This is a genomic window from Streptomyces sp. NPDC007929 (genome assembly GCF_042959065.1).
In the GTDB taxonomy this organism is placed as follows: domain Bacteria; phylum Actinomycetota; class Actinomycetes; order Streptomycetales; family Streptomycetaceae; genus Streptomyces.
Window position 1 is genome coordinate 127,351 of record NZ_JBIBKD010000001.1, and the last position, 17,020, is coordinate 144,370.

At 72.8% G+C, this 17,020-nt stretch carries 15 protein-coding genes; 8 read left to right on the forward strand and 7 right to left on the reverse strand.

Annotated features, from left to right (window positions below; all coding sequences use genetic code 11):
- The first annotated feature begins 131 nt into the window (after positions 1-131).
- From ureG to ACFZDE_RS00680, 3 genes are all read left to right on the forward strand, one after another.
- Positions 132-809: an urease accessory protein UreG gene (gene ureG / locus ACFZDE_RS00670; RefSeq protein ID WP_391197404.1), complete on the forward strand. Its 678-nt coding sequence runs from the start codon at positions 132-134 to the stop codon at positions 807-809.
- A complete protein-coding gene (locus ACFZDE_RS00675) occupies positions 797-1,579 on the forward strand; it encodes an urease accessory protein UreD (protein ID WP_391196118.1) in 783 nt (260 codons plus the stop codon). The genes ureG and ACFZDE_RS00675 overlap by 13 nt, the downstream gene beginning before the upstream one ends.
- A gap of 129 nt (positions 1,580-1,708) precedes the next feature.
- Positions 1,709-3,310, forward strand: a complete 1,602-nt coding sequence (locus ACFZDE_RS00680; RefSeq protein ID WP_391196120.1) for an alpha/beta fold hydrolase — start codon at positions 1,709-1,711, stop codon at positions 3,308-3,310.
- A gap of 70 nt (positions 3,311-3,380) precedes the next feature.
- On the opposite strand, the gene ACFZDE_RS00685 is transcribed toward ACFZDE_RS00680, so the two are convergent.
- On the reverse strand, positions 3,381-4,412 hold the full coding sequence (locus ACFZDE_RS00685) for an NAD-dependent epimerase/dehydratase family protein (protein ID WP_391196123.1): 1,032 nt from the start codon (positions 4,410-4,412) through the stop codon (positions 3,381-3,383).
- A 145-nt stretch (positions 4,413-4,557) separates the two neighbouring features.
- Positions 4,558-5,277, reverse strand: coding sequence for a 1-acyl-sn-glycerol-3-phosphate acyltransferase (locus tag ACFZDE_RS00690; protein ID WP_390991881.1), 720 nt, complete (start codon positions 5,275-5,277; stop codon positions 4,558-4,560).
- 352 nt (positions 5,278-5,629) lie between these two features.
- Between ACFZDE_RS00690 and ACFZDE_RS00695 the strand changes: the two genes are divergently transcribed.
- Positions 5,630-6,085 (forward strand): RpiB/LacA/LacB family sugar-phosphate isomerase, encoded by a 456-nt coding sequence (locus ACFZDE_RS00695; protein WP_391196126.1) that lies wholly within the window; start codon positions 5,630-5,632, stop codon positions 6,083-6,085.
- Here the strand turns inward: ACFZDE_RS00695 and ACFZDE_RS00700 are convergent, their stop codons facing one another.
- The 5 genes from ACFZDE_RS00700 to ACFZDE_RS00720 form a co-directional block, all read right to left on the reverse strand.
- On the reverse strand, positions 6,086-7,321 hold the full coding sequence (locus ACFZDE_RS00700) for a SpoIIE family protein phosphatase (protein ID WP_391196128.1): 1,236 nt from the start codon (positions 7,319-7,321) through the stop codon (positions 6,086-6,088).
- Between the two features lie 63 nt (positions 7,322-7,384).
- Positions 7,385-9,841: a SpoIIE family protein phosphatase gene (locus tag ACFZDE_RS00705; protein ID WP_391196132.1), complete on the reverse strand. Its 2,457-nt coding sequence runs from the start codon at positions 9,839-9,841 to the stop codon at positions 7,385-7,387.
- 274 nt (positions 9,842-10,115) lie between these two features.
- The gene (gene rocD / locus ACFZDE_RS00710; protein ID WP_390991869.1) at positions 10,116-11,363 is read right to left on the reverse strand and encodes an ornithine--oxo-acid transaminase; all 1,248 of its coding nucleotides are present in this window, start codon (positions 11,361-11,363) and stop codon (positions 10,116-10,118) included.
- Positions 11,360-12,190, reverse strand: a complete 831-nt coding sequence (gene ddaH / locus ACFZDE_RS00715) for a dimethylargininase (protein ID WP_391196134.1) — start codon at positions 12,188-12,190, stop codon at positions 11,360-11,362. The genes rocD and ddaH overlap by 4 nt, the downstream gene beginning before the upstream one ends.
- A 147-nt stretch (positions 12,191-12,337) precedes the next feature.
- A complete protein-coding gene (locus ACFZDE_RS00720; RefSeq protein WP_355805997.1) occupies positions 12,338-12,832 on the reverse strand; it encodes an Lrp/AsnC family transcriptional regulator in 495 nt (164 codons plus the stop codon).
- 121 nt (positions 12,833-12,953) lie between these two features.
- Between ACFZDE_RS00720 and ACFZDE_RS00725 the strand changes: the two genes are divergently transcribed.
- Genes ACFZDE_RS00725 through ACFZDE_RS00740 form a run of 4 tightly spaced genes read left to right on the forward strand, consistent with a single transcriptional unit; the run spans position 12,954 to position 17,008 of the window.
- A complete protein-coding gene (locus ACFZDE_RS00725) occupies positions 12,954-13,703 on the forward strand; it encodes a LytTR family transcriptional regulator DNA-binding domain-containing protein (RefSeq protein ID WP_390991860.1) in 750 nt (249 codons plus the stop codon).
- 2 nt (positions 13,704-13,705) lie between these two features.
- A complete protein-coding gene (locus ACFZDE_RS00730; RefSeq protein ID WP_391197407.1) occupies positions 13,706-14,068 on the forward strand; it encodes a hypothetical protein in 363 nt (120 codons plus the stop codon).
- 10 nt (positions 14,069-14,078) lie between these two features.
- Entirely contained in the window at positions 14,079-15,794 is a 1,716-nt protein-coding gene (locus ACFZDE_RS00735) for a cation acetate symporter (protein WP_391196136.1), read from the forward strand.
- Positions 15,791-17,008, forward strand: a complete 1,218-nt coding sequence (locus tag ACFZDE_RS00740) for a histidine kinase (RefSeq protein WP_391196139.1) — start codon at positions 15,791-15,793, stop codon at positions 17,006-17,008. Before ACFZDE_RS00735 ends, ACFZDE_RS00740 begins: the two co-directional genes overlap by 4 nt.
- Positions 17,009-17,020: the final 12 nt, after the last annotated feature.

Sequence of the window (17,020 nt, forward strand, 5' to 3'; positions counted from 1 at the left end):
CCCGCCACCCCGAGCCGAGCCCGCCCCACCAGGAGCCGCACATGCACCTCGATCACCACCACAACACCTCCACCGCCCTCAGCGCGGACGCCCGCCACCCCGAGCCGAGCCCGCCCCACCAGGAGCCGCACATGCACCTCGATCACCACCACAACACCTCCACCGCCCTCAGCGCGGACGCCCGCCGCCCCGACGGCACCCGCAGAGCGCTCCGCATCGGACTGGGCGGCCCGGTCGGATCCGGGAAGACCGCCACCGTCGCCGCCCTCTGCCGGGCGCTCAGGGATGAGCTGGCCCTCGCCGTCGTCACCAACGACATCTACACGCGCGAGGACGCGGAGTTCCTGCTCCGCGAGGCCGTGCTGCCACCCGAGCGGATCACCGCCGTGGAGACCGGCGCCTGCCCGCACACCGCGATCCGCGACGACATCTCCGCCAATCTGGAAGCGGTGGAGGACCTGGAGGACGAGGTCGGCCCCCTGGACCTGGTCCTCGTGGAGAGCGGCGGGGACAACCTCACCGCCACCTTCTCCAAGGGCCTGGTCGACGCGCAGATCTTCGTCATCGACGTGGCCGGAGGAGACGACATCCCACGCAAGGGCGGCCCCGGCGTCACCACCGCCGACCTGCTCGTCGTCAACAAGACCGACCTCGCCCCGTACGTCGGCTCCGACCTGGCCCGGATGGCCGCCGACGCCAAGGCGCAGCGCGCCGAACTGCCGGTCGTCTTCCAGTCGTTGCGCGGCGAGACCGGGGCGACGGATGTCGCCGCGTGGGTGCGTGCCCAGCTCGCCGCGTGGACCGCGTGAACGTGCGCACCGGGGCCGGGGTGCGGTCCCTCGCGCGGATCGTCGCCCGGGACGACGGGCGCGGCGGTACCTCACTGCCCGTGCTGGAGAGCGACGGGGCCCTGGCCCTGCGGCGCACCCGGGCCACCGGCTCCGAGGCCCGGGTCATGCTCGTCGGCGCGATGAGCGGGCCGCTCGGCGGTGACCACTTCACCGTGGAGGGGCGGGTGGAGGCTCAGGCGCGGCTGTCGGTCGGGTCGGCCGCCGCCACCATCGCACTGCCCGGACAGGCGAAGGGCGAGGCCCGTTACGACGTCCGGCTCACGGTCGCCGACCAGGGCGAACTCCGCTGGCTGCCTGAACAGTTGATCTGCGCCGGGGGGAGCGACCTGTACGTCACCACCCGTGCCGAACTCGCACCCACCGCCCGGCTCGTGCTGCGCGAGGAGCAGGTGCTCGGACGCGTCGGCGAGCAACCCGGGCGCCTCACGAGCCGTCTGACCGTGCGGGTCGCCGGGCAGGCCGTGCTCGACCAGGAACTGTCCTGCGGGCCCGGCGCGCCGGGGGGCTGGGACGGGCCCGCCGTCCTGGCGGGGCACCGGGCTGTCGGCCAACTGGTCGTCGTGCGACCGGAGTTCGCCGCCGTGCCGGTGGCCGCGACGGTGCTGGGGGAGGGGGCCTCGGTCGTGCCGCTCGCCGGGCCCGCCGCGCTGGTGACCGCGGTGGCGCCGGACGCCCTCAGGTTGCGGCGGCTGCTGGACGAGGCGTTCGCGTCGCTCCCGCGGCCGTAGCGTCCGTAGAGCAGCACACCCTCTCCGTTTATCGGATTGGCAAAGAAGGGCGTCGGGCTCTGTTGTCAGGGACCCCACAACAGGAAGGATCCCCCGTACTGATCTCAACGAGGTACGGGGAGGTCCCCCTTGAGGGGTTCGAGACCGAAGAGGCGGGTGGCGGCGCTCGGTTCGGCCGGCGCGCTCGTCACGGCCACGCTGATAGCCGGCGCCGTCGCCGCACCCACCGCGAACGCGAGCGCGGGCAGCGGCCACGGCCAGGACCGCGAGGCGCGGGGCGCCGCCATCGCCGCCGCCCGCGCCGCGAAGGCCGGCATCGACTGGCAGGACTGCCCCGCCGACTGGAACCTGGCCAAGCCGATCCAGTGCGGGTACGTCACCGTGCCGCTCGACTACGCCAAGCCCTACGGCAAGCAGATCAAGCTCGCCGTCGACCGCATCGGCAACACGGGCACCAAGGCCGAGCGGCAGGGCGCGCTCCTCTACAACCCCGGCGGCCCCGGCGGCTCCGGGCTGCGCTTCCCGGCCCGGGTCACCAGCAAGAACGCCGTCTGGGCCAACGCGGCCAAGGCCTATGACTTCGTGGGCTTCGACCCGCGCGGCGTCGGTAAGTCCGCGCCCATCTCCTGCGTCGACCCGCAGGAGTTCGTCAAGGCGCCCAAGGCCGACCCGGTGCCCGACTCCGAGGCCGACAAGCTCGCCCAGCGCAAGCTGGCCCGCGAGTACGCCGAGGGCTGCCAGGAGCGCAGCGGCGCGATGCTGCCGCACATGACCACGCCGAACACCGCGCGTGACCTCGATGTCATCCGCGCCGCCCTCGGTGAGAAGAAGCTCAACTTCCTCGGCGTCTCGTACGGCACCTACCTGGGCGCCGTCTACGGCACGCTCTTCCCGGGCCATGTGCGTCGCATGGTCGTCGACAGCGTCGTCAACCCCTCCCGCGACAAGATCTGGTACCAGGCCAACCTGGACCAGGACGTCGCCTTCGAGGGCCGCTGGAAGGACTGGCAGGACTGGGTCGCGAAGAACGACGCGACCTACCACCTCGGCACCACCCGCGCCGAGGTCCAGGCGAAGTGGCTCAAGCTGCGCGCCACCGCGAAGAAGAGCCCCCTCGGCGGGGTCGTCGGCCCGGCCGAGCTCATCTCCTTCTTCCAGAGCGCCCCGTACTACGACTCCGCCTGGGCGCCGACGGCCGCGGTCTTCAGCAAGTACGTCGCCGGTGACACCCAGGCGCTGGTCGACGCCGCCGCCCCGGACCTGTCCGACACGGCGGGCAACGCGTCCTCGGAGAACGGCAACGCCGTCTACACGGCCGTGGAGTGCACCGACGCCAAGTGGCCCACCAACTGGCGCACATGGGACCGCGACAACACGCGGCTCCACAAGGACCACCCCTTCATGACGTGGGCCAACGCCTGGATGAACCTGCCGTGCGCCACCTGGCCGGCCAAGCAGCGGACGCCGGTCGACGTCAAGACCGGCAAGGGCCTGCCCGGGGTGCTCATCGTCCAGTCGGAGCGGGACGCGGCCACCCCGTACGAGGGCGCCGTGGAGCTGCACAAGCGGTTCAAGGGCTCCCGCCTGATCACGGAGAAGGGCGCGGGCTCCCACGGTGTCACCGGCCTGGTCAATCCGTGCGTCAACTCCCGGGTGGACAGCTACCTGCTCACCGGCAAGCTGGACGGCGCCGACGTGACCTGCGCGCCGCACGCCACGCCGAAGCCGTAGGCACAGCCGACTCCGTTCGGTTGATGAGGGGCGGCCGGGACACCGGCCGCCCCTTCCTCATGTCCGCTCCTCACGCAGCCCGGTTCGCGAACCAGGCGTCCTCCGCCGCGTAGTCGAAGAGGTCCGGGTAGGCGCGGGCGAGGGTGGGGAACGCCTCCCGCCAGTCCTGGCCGGACAGCCGGTGGGCGAGCCACTCGACCGTCTCCGGCAGGCTCTCCGGGTAGGACACGACCGGCCGGTATCCCAGCTCCCGTTCCGCGGCCGACATGTCGCACACCACCGGCAGCTCCACCGACCAGGGGGAACCGCCCACGGACCCCTGCACCGGCCCGTCCAGCAGAACTGTCTCCGTCTCCACCCCCATGACCGCGTCCACGACGGCCCCGATCTCCGACACGGTCGGTGGCAGCGGATCGCAGGCGTTCAGGACCCGCGAGCCCGGCCGGGCCGCGGCCAGCCGGATCAGTTCGGCGATGTTGCGCGCCGCCGACGTGTGGAAGAGGCTCTCGCCCCGGAAGGCGAGCACCCGCCCGCGCCGGCCGTCGAGGTTGCGCTTGACGAAGAACAGCTCGCGGGGGAGCGGGCTGTACGGCCCGTGGATCGCCCCCGGCCGCAGCACGGTGGCCGGCAACCGGTCTCCCGCCGCGCGCAGTTCACGCTCCAGGGCCACCTTGCGGGTGCTGTACGTGGCGTCCCCCGGCGAGACCGTGACCTGGTCCTCCGTGATCGGCACGGGGTAGCGCGGGAGTCCGTCCGGCTCGCCCATGGTGTCGAAGCCGCGGCCCTCGCCGTCCTCGTACACCGACACGGACGACACCACCACAGCAGAGTCGATCCGGTCGGCCAGGTCCGTCAACTGCCGTGCGTGCCGGGCCCCGTAGGCGACCAGGTCGACCACGAGGTCGCAGCCGTCGCCGATCAGCGCGCCGAGTGCCGCGTCGTCGTCGCGGTCCAGCCGTCGTGTGCGCACCTCACCGGGCCAGTTCTCGTGCCGGGCGCCGCCGCGCGAGGCGGCCGTCACCTCCCAGCCGTCCCGCGCCAGCGCCTCCACCGCCGGCCTCCCGATCTGCCCGCCCGCCCCGATCACCACAGCACGTCTCATGCCGCGACCGTAGATCGCCGGGGCAGGGGCGGGGAAGCGCCCTCTGCCGACAGCAGAGCCAACAGCGGCCGCTGCCGACAGCGGAACTCACCAGTCGCCGATGCCGACAGCAGAACTCACCGGTCGCCGCTGCCGACAGCAAAGCTCAACTGAGGGGCATCCGCCGGAACTTCCGCTCCTTGGCGGCGGCGGCCTCCTCGGCCTTCACCACGGCCGCGTACTGGTCGACGTACTCCTGCTCCGACAGGGAGAGGATGGCGTACATGATCTCGTCGGTGACGGCGCGCAGGATGGCCTTCTCGTTCTCCATGCCCTCGTAGCGGGAGAAGTCCAGGGGCTTGCCGAAGCGGATCACTACGGGGTGGATATTGGGGATGACCTTGCCGGGCGGCTGGGCCTCGAAGGTGCCGATCATCGCGCAGGGGATCACCGGGACGCCGGCCTTGAGCGCCATGACCGCCACACCGACCTTGCCCTTGTAGAGCCGGCCGTCGTGGGAGCGGGTGCCCTCGGGGTAGATGCCGAGCAGCTCGTCCTTGCTCAGCACGCCGAGGCCCTCGCGGATCGCGGCCTGGCCCGCGTCCTTGCCGGAGCGGTCGACCGGGATCTGCCCCGCGCTGCGGAAGAAGAACGCCGTCAGACGGCCCTTGAGGCCCGGGCCGGTGAAGTACTCGGCCTTCGCGAGGAAGGTGATGCGCCGTTTGAGGATCGCGGGCATCAGGAAGTGGTCCGAGAACGACAGGTGGTTCCCGGCGACGATGGCGGCGCCCTCCGAGGGGACGTGCTCCAGACCCTCTATTCGAGGCCGGAAGACCAGTCTCAGCAGCGGGCCCAGCAGCACGTATTTCAGCAGGTAGTAGAACAAGGCGGGCGCTCCTCGACTCTCGCGGTGGACTCAACCGCCGCGTTCCAGCAGGTCAACCGGCATGTCGTGGGGTGCCAGTGTAGGTGCAGGCACGGTCACCGGGCACCTCGTGCGGGCGGACCGCACAGTTCCTTCGCCAACTGACTGATGGTCAGTCAGTTGGCGGTGCCCCGTGGTGCTCATGCGGCTGGGGAGGACCGCGGGACCAGCGTGCTGCGCCGCCCGGGTGACGGGCAAGCAGAACGGGTGGCCTGGCGCGATAGCGGGGGTGCGTGGCGGGCCGGGGGCTCTTGCCTGCGGACGGCCGCTGTGGGCGGTGGCCCCGGCCGCCCCGGCGAGTAACCTGCCAGACATGCGCATCTCCGTCTCCTCCGACATGGACGAACCGGTCGCCCGCGCCCTCGTGGCCGCGCTGCGCGAGCGGGGGCACGAGGTGCGCCCGCACGGCGCGCTGCGCGCGGACGACGACCCGCAGTGGGCGGTGTGCTCCGAGGCCGCGGCCCGCGAGGTCGCCGACGGCACCGCCGACCAGGCGGTGGTGTGCTGCTGGACCGGCACGGGCGCCTCGATCGCCGCGAACAAGGTGCCCGGCGTGCGGGCCGCCCTGTGCACGGACGCCTACACGGCCGAGGGGGCGCGCCGCTGGAACGACGCCAATGTGCTCGCGCTCAGCCTGCGGCTGACGTCCGAGCCGCTGCTGACGGAGATCCTCGACGCCTGGTTCGCCGGTGAGCCCAGCGCGGACGCCGAGGACCGGCAGAACGTCGACCGCGTCCGGCTGCTCGACCATGGCAAGACCCGCATGTAGTCACAGCCGCACGATGATCAGCGCGGTGTCGTCGGTGGCGCCCCCGGGTGGCAGCAACTCCAGCAGCACGGTCTCGGCGAGGGTCTCGGGATCCTGGTCCCGGTGCTCGCGCAGGGCGTCGGCGAGCCGCTCCAGGCCGGTGTCGATGTCCTCGCGGCGCCGCTCGATCAGACCGTCGGTGTACAGCACCAGCGTGGCGCCCGGCCGGAACGTGGTCTCGGCCTGGGGTCTCGGGATCGGGTCCGGGCGGGCGTCGAGCGGTGTGTCCGTGGCCCGGTCGAGGAACTCGGTGCGGCCGTCGGCGTGGACGAGCACGGGCGGGGGATGGCCGGCGCTGCTGTACGTGATGACGTGGCGGTCGCAGTCGACGAAGGTCGTGACGGCGGTCGCCGACTCGGCCCCGTCGATGACGTGGGCGTAGCGGCCCAGTACGTCCAGGGCCTGGGCGGGCCCGGCCGCCACCCGGGATGCGGCGCTGAGCGCACTGCGCAGCTGCCCCATCACACCCGCCGCCGCCAGTCCGTGCCCGACCACGTCGCCCACGGACACGCCGATCCGCTCGCCACCCACCAGGTCGACCAGGTCGTACCAGTCGCCGCACACGTTGAGTGCCCCGACGGCGGGCCGGTACCGGACGGCGGCCGGGTGATTGCGGACCTGCCGGGGGGCGGGCAGCATCGCCTCCTGGAGCGCCAGGGCCACTTCCCGCTCCCGGGAGTGCGCCCGGCGCAGCCGTTCGTTGAGCTCCTGAAGCTCACGGGCGCGGGTGTACAGCTCGGCCTCCAGCACCCCGTCCCTGCTGTCGCGCCGCCCAGGAGAGCCGCCCCGGGCCCGGATCAGCTCGGTGACCTCCTCCACGCGGTGCAGGATCAGCACGACCTTGCCGTCCGGGCCGAGCAGCGGCGCGTTCACCGGGCTCCAGTAGCGCTTCGACCACTCGCCGGGCCGCTCCGGATCCTCGACGTCGTAGCGCTGCAGGGCCATGGTGTCGCGCTCACCGGTGGCCAGGACGCGGTACAGCGAGGCCTCCAGATTGCGCATGCCGGTCGCCGCCGGGTCGTTGGGGTTGTCCGGGAAGACGTCGAACAGGTACCTGCCGACGAGCTGCTCGCGCGAGCGGCCGGAGAGCCGGACGAACTCGTCGTTGACGTCCGCGTAGACCAGCTCGGGCGTCAGGAGCGCCACCATGCCGGGCAGGGCCTTGAACACCGCGCCGTAGTCGATCGTATCCGCCATGGCCGCCTCACCGCTGCCGGGGTCACACCAGTTTCGCACGGTATGGGCGAACCTGAACCGGCTTCAGTCAGGGAGCTCCGGCAGTGCTTGTTCGGCCCAGATGATCTTCCCCTCGGGCACGAACCGCGTGCCCCACCGCTGTGTGAGCTGGGAGACCAGCAGCAGCCCGCGTCCGCCCTCGTCCGTCGTCCGGGGATGGCGCAGATGGGGCGCGGTGGCGCCGCCGTCGAGGACCTCGCAGACCAGCGCGCGTTCCCGGATCAGCCGCAGCCGGATCGACCCGGAGGCGTACCGGATGGCGTTGGTGACCAGCTCGCTCACCACCAGCTCCGTGGTGAAGGCCAGCTCGTCCAGGCCCCAGCGCGCCAGTTGCCGGGTGGCCGTGCGACGGGCCTCGGCGACCACGGCCGGGTCCGAGGGCAGCTCCCAGGCCGCGACCTGCCCGGTGCCGAGACGTTTCGTCCGCGCCATCAGCAGCGCCACGTCGTCGTACGGGCGGGCCGGGACCAGCGCGTCGACCACGGACCGGCAGTACGACTCGAGCGGGCCCGACCGCTCCAGCGCCCGGCGCAGCCGCTCCCGGCCCGCGTCGACGGCCCAGGTCTCGCCCCGGGCCAGCAGACCGTCGGTGTGCAGCGCGAGCGTGCTGCCCTCCGCCAGGGGCAGCTCGACCGCCTCGAACGGCGGGCCGCCCACGCCGAGCGGCGGCCCCTGCGGCAGGTCGACGAACACCACCTCGCGGTCGGGCAGCACCACGGCCGGGGCCGGATGCCCCGCCGCGGCCATCGAGCACCCGCCGTCCACCGGGTCGTAGACGACGTACAGGCACCCGGAGCCCACGCCCGGCGTGCCCGCCGAGCCCATCGTCCCGGGCTCGGCGCCCTCCTCCCGAGCCGAACGCGCCACCAGGTCGTCGAGATGCGCCAGCACCTCCTCGGGCGGCAGATCCAGAGCCGCCAGCGTCCGTACGGCGGTCCGCAGCTGCCCCATGGCCGCGGCCGCGTCGATGCCGTGCCCGGGCACCTCGCCCACGACCAGCGCGACCCGCGCCCCGGACAGCGGGATCAGGTCGTACCAGTCGCCGCCCAGACCGGTCAGCTCGTCGGCCGGCCGGTAGCACGCGGCCACCTCGACGGCGTCCTGCTCGGGCAGCCGGTGGGGGAGCAGACTGCGCTGCAGGACGAGCGCGGCGTCCCGCTCACGGGTGTAGCGGCGGGCGTTGTCCACGCAGACGGCCGCGCGGGCGACGAGGTCCTCCGCCAGCCGCAGGTCCTCCCCGTCGAAGAACTCCCGGTCGTCGCGCCGGTAGAACGTCGTGATGCCCAGGGTGGTGCCGCGCGAACGGATCGGCACGGTCATCACGCTGTGCAGTCCCAGCTCCCGGAACGTGGCCCGGCGGCCGCTCGGGGTGTCCGTGGTCCAGTCCCGGGTCAGCGGGTCGAGCCGCTCCGCGCGCCAGGACCGTCCCGTGGCCAGACAGCTGAAGGGCGGCGTCCCGGCGCGGAACGCCACCACCTCGCCGACCTCGATGACCGCGTCCGCGAGGTCCTGCACCGACCGGTAGCCGGCCCGGCGCAGCTCCACCGGCTCCTCCGAGTCCGCGAGCGGCCCGGGGGCCGGTTCGGCGCCCCGCAGCACCGACTCCAGCAGGTCCACGGTGACGAAGTCGGCCAGCCCCGGCACGGCCACGTCCGCGAGCTCCTGCGCGGTGCGCGTGAGGTCCAGGCTGCGGCCGATGCTCTCGCCGGCCCGGTCGAGCAGCGCCAGCCGCTGCCGCGCACGGTGCCGGTCGGTCATGTCCACGACGGTGTAGTAGACGCCGATCGGATGGCCCCGGTCGTCCTCGAGCCGGGTGAACGACAGCATGTGCGCCGTCTCGCGCAACGGGGCGGAGCGCACATGGCCCACGTGCTCGTAGCCGATCACCGACTCGCCGGTCTCCAGCACGTGCCGCATCTGGGCCTCGACCGCCTGGGCGTCCATGCCCGGCTGGACATCCGCGAAGCGCAGCCCGAGCCGCCGCGGCGCGGGGCCGCCGCCGAACTGCTCCAGCGCGGCGTTCGACCACACGAAGCGCAGGTCCGTGTCCACGATCGCGATACCCACCGGGGCGTCCGCCGCCATCTGCTCCAGGACCGTACGGCTCATGTCCCAGCCGGGGGCGTCCGCCAGCTCCGACAGGAGCATCAGCCAGCGCGAGCCGCCGTGCGCCTCCTCGGCCGAGGTGATCCGGGCCGCGACCCTCACGGGCTGCCCGTCCCGGCGGCGGGCCGTCAGCAGTCCCGTCCAGCCGCCGTTCCTGCGGCAGCGCTCGACCAGGTCCGGTACGCGCTCGGCGTCCTCGGCGGCCAGCAGGTCCGCCAGCTTCCTGCCGACCGCCTCGGACGCCGGGTACGCCAGCAGGCGCCGGGCACCGCTGGTCCAGCCCGTCACCACGCCCTGTGGATCGAGCAACAGGGGCGCCGCGTCGGCCACGTCGAACCGCTGCCGGGCAACGCCGTGCACCTCGTCTGCGCCCACGGCCGACCTCTCTGTCGCTGAGAGTGGTCTACCACCTCTTGCCCCAATCTTCACCCTTCCGGCGCCGGGGGGCGGCTTGTGGAGGGCCGGTCGGGGCGGCATCGCCGCGCTGAGCCAGGGGGCGGGGAGCGGCGCCGGGACGCGTACGGTCCACCCCACCGCCGGGGCGGATACCAAAAGGCCCCGGCGCACCCGATGCAGGCGCCCAGCACCCTGGCGGGCAGCGGCGTCCGTGCCGTGGACGCCACTGCCCACCAGGTGACCGCCGGGCTCCTCAGCCCAGCGCCTTCTCCAGCGACGCGAGCGCCCCCGTCAGCTCCTCGGCCGTGATGGTCAGCGGCGGGGCCAGGCGGATCGTGGAGCCGTGGGTGTCCTTCGCCAGGACTCCCTCGCGCATCAGCCGCTCGCTGATCTCGCGGCCCGTGCCGAGCGCGGGGTCGATGTCGACGCCCGCCCACAGGCCGCGCGAGCGGAAGCCGACCACCCCCCTGCCGACCAGCCCCGTCAGACCGTCGCGCAGGATGTCGCCCAGCTCCGCCGCCCGGCGCTGGAACTCGCCCGTCTCCAGCAGCTCCACCACCGCCGTACCGACCGCCGCCGCCAGCGGATTGCCGCCGAACGTGGATCCGTGCTCCCCGGGATGCAGCACCCCGAGCACCTCCCGGCGCCCGACCACCGCCGACACCGGCACGATCCCGCCACCCAGCGCCTTGCCCAGCAGCAGCACGTCCGGCACCACCGGCTCGTGCTCGACCGCCAGCGTGCGGCCCGTGCGGCCGAGCCCGGACTGGATCTCGTCCGCGATGAACAGACAGCCCTTGCGGCGGGTCAGCTCCCGCACTCCGGCGAGGTAGCCGTCGTCGGGAATGATCACCCCGGCCTCGCCCTGGATCGGCTCGATCAGCACCGCCGCCGTCGTCTCGTCGACCGCCGCCTCCATCGCGGCCAGGTCGTTGTACGGCACCACCCGGAACCCCGGTGTGAAGGGCCCGAAGCCCGCCCGGGCCGTCTCGTCGGTGGAGAAGCTGACGATCGTCGTCGTACGCCCGTGGAAGTTGTCCGCCGCGACCACGATCGTCGCCTCGCCGGCCGGCACCCCCTTGACGTCGTAGGCCCACTTGCGGGCCACCTTCACACCGCTCTCCACCGCCTCCGCGCCGGTGTTCATGGGCAGCACCATGTCCATGCCGGTCAGCGCGGCCAGCCGCTCGGCGAACTCGGCGAGCCGGTCGTTGTGGAAGGCGCGCGAGGTCAGGGTCAGCCGGTCGAGCTGACGATGCGCCGCCTCGATCAGCGCCGGGTGCCGATGGCCGAAGTTGAGGGCCGAGTACCCGGCGAGCATGTCGAGGTAGCGACGCCCCTCGACATCCTCCACCCAGGTGCCCTCGGCACGGGCGACGACCACCGGAAGCGGGTGGTAGTTGTGCGCGAGGACCGGCTCCTCCGCGCGGATCAGCTCCTGCGAGCCACGGCGCGAGCCACGGTCCCCCTGCGAGCCCTCGGTGCGGACGGGTGCGGTCATGAGCGGATCTCCCGGATCTCCTGGGTGCAGCACTTGATGCCGCCCCCGGCTTTCTGGAACTCGGACAGGTCGACGGGGACGGGGACATAGCCGCGGCCGGCCAGCTGCTCGGCCAGGGCCGTCGCCCCCGGCGAGATGAACACATGGCGCCCGTCGGAGACGGAGTTGAGCCCGAACGCCATCGCGTCCTCGCGGGTGGCGAGCACCGCGTCCGGGTACAGCCGGGCCAGCACCTCACGGCTGCCCGGCGAGAACGCCTCGGGGTAGTACGCGATGTTCCCGCCGGGCCCGTCGTCGAGGACGAACAGCGCCGTGTCCAGGTGGTAGAAGTACGGATCCACCAGCGTCAGGCTGATCACCGGCGTCCCGAAGTACTCCTGCACCTCGCTGTGGGCCTCCCGGGTCGTACGGAAGCCCGTCCCGGCCAGGATCCAGCGGCCGGCCGGGACCAGGTCGCCCTCGCCCTCGCACACCGACTCGGGGTGGTACACCTCGTAGCCCTCCGCCTTGAACCACGCCTCGAACGGCACGGACTCGGGACGGCGCTCGGGCGCGTGGAAGAGCGAGCCGAAGACGCGGCCGTCGACGACGACCGCCGCGTTCGCGGCGAACACCATGTCCGGCAGGCCGGGGACGGGTTTCACACTGTCCACGGTATGGCCGTGGACACGGTAGGTGTCGACCAGCGCCTGCCACTGGTCCAGGGCCCGCAGGACGTCGACGGGTTCGTCGGGATGCATCCACGGGTTGATCGCGTACTGCACGGCGAAGTGTCTGGGTTCGCAGACGAGGTAGCGCCGCCGGCGCGGCACACGGGAGTCGGGCACAGAGGGGTCCCTCCGCTTCCTTACGGTGTGTGACTGGGGGTTGACACAACGGTAGGAACTGACGGCGGTACCCGACAAGAAACAAAGATTGCGCGTTCACGCAGGAACGCTGCGTCTTGAGGTCCCCCGGCGCACGTCTGCTGCGCCTTATGCGACGCCCTCGGGAGCCGGCTGACTCGCCCCGGCCTCCGGACTCTCCGGCAGCAGATGCGACAGCACCATCACGCTGATCGTCTTCCGGATGAACGGCTCCTGCCGGATCCGCTCCAGCACCTCCTCGAAGTGCTCCACGTCCCGCGCCCGCACATGCAGCAGCGCGTCCGCGCCGCCGGTCACGGTCATCGCCGCCGCGATCTCCGGGTAGTCGCGCACGACCTCCGCCAGCCGCCGCGGCGGGGCCGCGCCCTCGCAGTACACCTCGACGTAGGCCTCCGTGCGCCAGCCCAGCGCCGACGGCTTCACCGTCGCCGAGAACCCGGTGATCACACCGGTCTCGCGCAACCGGTCGACGCGCCGCTTGACCGCCGTGGCCGACAGCCCGATCGCCGTGCCGATCTCCGCGAACGACGTCCTCGCGTTCGCCATCAGCGCCGTGATGATCTTCCGGTCGAGCTCGTCGAACGCCGTGGACCTGCTGTTCATGCGGGCACTGTATCCACCAGCACCGCCGCCCGCGCCCACCCGGCGCGGGCACCGTGCCCTGCGGATACGTCCACCCCCGGCACATGTCCAGACGTACGGATTCACCCCTACACTCCGGGGCATGCTGCGCGCCCTGGCTGTCGACGACGAACGCCCCTCCCTGGAGGAACTGCTCTACCTCCTGCACGCCGACCCCCGCATCGGCAGCGCGGAGGGCGCCGGCGACGCGACCGAGGCGCTGCGCCGCATGAACCGCGCCCTGGAGTCGGGCCCCGGCGGGCCCGAAGCGATCGACGTCGTCTTCCTCGACATCCAGATGCCCGGGCTCGACGGCCTCGACCTCGCCCGGCTGCTCACCGGCTTCGCCCGGCCGCCGCTCGTCGTGTTCGTCACCGCCCACGAGGACTTCGCCGTACAGGCCTTCGACCTCAAGGCCGTCGACTACGTCCTCAAACCGGTCCGCAAGGAGCGGCTCGCCGAGGCCGTCCGGCGGGCCGCGGAACTGCGCGACGCCGCCCCGCGCATCCCCGTGCACGAACCCGACCCGGACCACATACCCGTCGAACTCGGCGGCGTGACCCGCTTCGTCGCGGTCGAGGACATCACCCATGTCGAGGCCCAGGGCGACTACGCCCGCCTGCACACCGACAAGGGCAGCCACCTGGTCCGCATCCCGCTGTCCACCCTGGAGGAGCGCTGGCGCACCCGCGGCTTCGTCCGCATCCACCGCCGCCACCTCGTCGCCCTGCGCCACATCGGCGAGCTCCGCCTCGACGCGGGCACCGTCAGCGTGCTCGTCGGCACCGAGGAACTCCAGGTCAGCCGCCGCCACACCCGCGAACTGCGCGACCTGCTCATGAGGAGGCCGTGACCGTGCCCCCGGACCACACCGAACGCCGCGTCGTCGTCACCGGCCCGCCCCGGCAGAGCAGCCGGGCCTCCTCCGGCTACTACCGCCCGCGCACCGAGATCGACGAGCAGACCACCCTCGGCCACACCTACGTCCGCTCCCTCATGCGCACCCAACTGCGCGCCGCCCTCACGGTGTTCGCCGTCCTCGGCCTGCTCGTCGGACCGCTCCCGCTGCTGTTCGCGGCGATGCCCGACGCCCGCCGCCTGGAATGGGCCGTCCTCGGCTTCGGCCTCTACGTCCCCCTCGTCCTGCTCGCCCGCTGGTACGTCCGCCGGGCCGAGCGCAACGAACGCGACTTCATACGCCTCGTGGAAGACCGCTGAAGCCCCACCGATGAACTCCAGCTACGCCATCCCCGCAGTCGCCCTCGTCGTCGTCTCGACCGTCCTCGTCGGCGCCTTCGGCCTGCGCATCTCCCGCACCACCTCCGACTTCTACGTCGCCTCCCGCACCGTCGGCCCCCGCCTCAACGCCGCCGCCATCAGCGGCGAGTACCTCTCCGCCGCCTCCTTCCTCGGCATAGCGGGACTCGTCCTGGTCCAGGGCCCCGACATGCTCTGGTACCCGGTCGGCTACACCGCCGGATACCTGCTCCTGCTGCTCTTCGTCGCCGCCCCGCTGCGCCGCTCCGGCGCCTACACGCTCCCCGACTTCGCCGAGGCCCGCCTCGCCTCCCAGGCCGTGCGGCGCCTGGCCGGTGCCTTCGTCGTCGGTGTCGGCTGGCTGTACCTGCTGCCCCAGCTCCAGGGCGCCGGACTGACCCTGACCGTGCTGACCGGGGCGCCCCACTGGCTCGGCGGAGTGATCGTCGCCGTCGTCGTCACCGCCACCGTCGCCGCCGGCGGCATGCGCAGCATCACCTTCGTGCAGGCCTTCCAGTACTGGCTGAAGCTCACCGCTCTGCTCGTCCCCGCCCTGTTCCTGGTCCTCACCTGGCACAGCGACGGAGCACCCCGGCACGCCTTCGACGAACCGGCCACCTTCCGCGAACAGCGCGTCGTCCGCGTCGACGACAGCATCGACCTCACCCTCGAACGGCCCCTGAGCGTCGCGGTGACCGGCACTGTCGACGGCCGGACCCACACCGGCACCCGCATCGAACTCCCCGCCGGCACCCACCGCATCGAACGCGGCACCCGCCTCACCTTCCCCGCGGGCGCCGACGTCCCCCGGGCCGAGCGCAGCGGCGGCGGAGACCTCTCTCCGTCGCAGGCCGAGAGCCGCGAGGAACGCCCGCTGTACGCCACGTACGGACTGATCCTCGCCACGTTCCTCGGCACCATGGGCCTGCCGCACGTCGTGGTCCGCTTCTACACCAGCCCGCACGGCGTCGCCGCCCGCCGCACCACCGTCGCGGTCCTCGGCCTGATCGGCGCCTTCTACCTCCTGCCACCCCTCTACGGCGCCCTCGGCCGCCTCTACGCCCCCGAACTCACCCTCACCGGCGACCCGGACGCCGCCGTCCTGCTGCTGCCCGACCGCATGATCGGGGGAGTGGGCGGCGACCTGCTGGGCGCGCTGGTCGCGGGCGGCGCCTTCGCCGCCTTCCTGTCCACCGCCTCCGGCCTGACCATGGCGGTCGCGGGCGTCCTCACCCAGGACGTCCTGCCCTCCCGGGGCGTACGGCACTTCCGGCTCGGCACGGTCCTGGCCATGGCCGTGCCCCTCGCGGCGAGCGTCCTGGTCGGCGGACTGCCGGTCGCCGACGCCGTCGGGCTCGCCTTCGCCGTCTCGGCGTCCTCGTTCTGCCCGCTGCTCGTCCTCGGCATCTGGTGGCGGCGGCTCACCCCGCCCGGAGCAGCCGCCGGAATGCTGGTGGGCGGCGGTTCCGCCCTGCTCGCCGTCGCCGCGACCATGGCCGGCTACCCGGGTGAGGGCGCCGCCCTGCACGCCCTGCTCGCCTGGCCCGCGCTGTGGTCGGTGCCGCTGGGCTTCCTCACCATGATCCTGGTCTCCCTGGCCACCCCCGGCCGGGTCCCGCCCGGCACCGCGGCGGTCCTGGCCCGGTTCCACCTGCCCGAGGAACTGCGCACGGAGGTGACCGCATGAGCGGGTTCCTGGCCGGACTGTGTGTCGCCGTGCTCCCGGTGCTCGCCCTCGGAGTCTGGCTGGGCCGCCGCACCGCCCGGGCCAACAGCCTCGCCGGCCTCGGCACCCCCGTCGAGCACGCCACCTTCGAGACCCTGCACACGGCGTCGCTGGCCGCACCCCCGCTGCGCTCCGGTCTGACGGAGGAGACCGCCCGCAAGTCCGCCCGCAAACTGCGCTCCCTGCTCGGCACCGACGCCCTCTGCCTCACCGACCTGGAGCGGGTCCTGGTCTGGGACGGCGACGGCGCCCACCACCGCACCGAGATCATGGAACGCCTCGCCGCCTCCCTGGAGACCGGCCGCGGCGAGGCCTTCCAGCTCACCTGCGACAGCCTCGACTGCTCGGTGCGCTGGGCGGTCGTCGCCCCCCTCACCGTCGACGACCGGGTCCTCGGCGCCCTCGTCGCCTGCGCGCCCCGCGAATCGGCGGTGCTCGTGCGCGCCGCCGGCGAGGTCGCCCGCTGGGTCTCGGTCCAGCTGGAACTGGCCGACCTCGACCAGTCCCGCACCCGTCTCATCGAAGCCGAGATCAAGGCGCTGCGGGCCCAGATCTCCCCGCACTTCATCTTCAACTCGCTCGCAGTGATCGCCTCGTTCGTCCGCACCGACCCCGAGCGCGCCCGCGAGTTGCTCCTCGAATTCGCCGACTTCACCCGCTACTCGTTCCGCCGGCACGGCGACTTCACCACCCTGGCCGAGGAACTGCACGCCATCGACCACTACCTGGCGCTCGTGCGGGCACGCTTCGGCGACCGCCTGTCCGTGACCCTCCAGATAGCGCCGGAGGTGCTGCCCGTGGCCCTGCCCTTCCTGTGCCTCCAGCCGCTCGTCGAGAACGCCGTCAAGCACGGTCTGGAGGGCAAGGCCATGCCCTCCTCCGGCAAGTGCCACATCCAGATCACCGCCCAGGACGCGGGCGCCGAGGCCCTCGTCGTCATCGAGGACGACGGCGCCGGCATGGACCCCGGCCTGCTCCGCCGCATCCTCGCCCGCGAGGTCAGCCCCTCCGGAGGCATCGGCCTGTCCAACGTCGACGACCGGCTCCGCCAGGTCTACGGCGACGGCCACGGGCTCGTCATCGAGACGGCGGCGGGAGCCGGCATGAAGATCACCGTCCGGCTCCCGAAATACCAGCCGGGTGTGCACACGGCGGGGCGGCTGACCAGGGAGTGAGCCGCCCCGGCG